Source organism: Clostridium sp. CTA-17 (assembly GCF_054767895.1).
The window spans coordinates 1-400 of sequence record NZ_BAAABF010000031.1; the positions used below are offsets into that span (position 1 = coordinate 1).

1 rRNA gene is annotated in these 400 nt (G+C 46.5%); it reads left to right on the top strand.

Going from position 1 to position 400, the window contains the following annotated elements:
* Positions 1-400 (top strand): 23S ribosomal RNA (locus ACYUCG_RS15255); the annotation flags it as partial.

Consider the following 400-nt stretch of genomic DNA (forward strand, 5'->3'; position numbering starts at 1 on the left):
GTATCATTAAGTGAATACATAGCTTAATGAAGGTAACCCAGGGAACTGAAACATCTAAGTACCTGGAGGAAGAGAAAGAAAAATCGATTTTCTTAGTAGCGGCGAGCGAAAGGGAAAGAGCCCAAACCGGAAACTTGTTTCCGGGGTTGCGGACAGAACATAACGATTGGTAGGACGTAATCGAAGAGAACTGGAAAGTTCCACCGTAGAAGGTAATAGTCCTGTAGATGAAACGGGAAATCAATCAGTTCTGATCCAGAGTACCACGAGACACGTGAAACCTTGTGGGAAGCAGGGAGGACCACCTCCCAAGGCTAAATACTACCTGATGACCGATAGTGAAGCAGTACCGTGAGGGAAAGGTGAAAAGAACCCCGGGAGGGGAGTGAAATAGAACCTG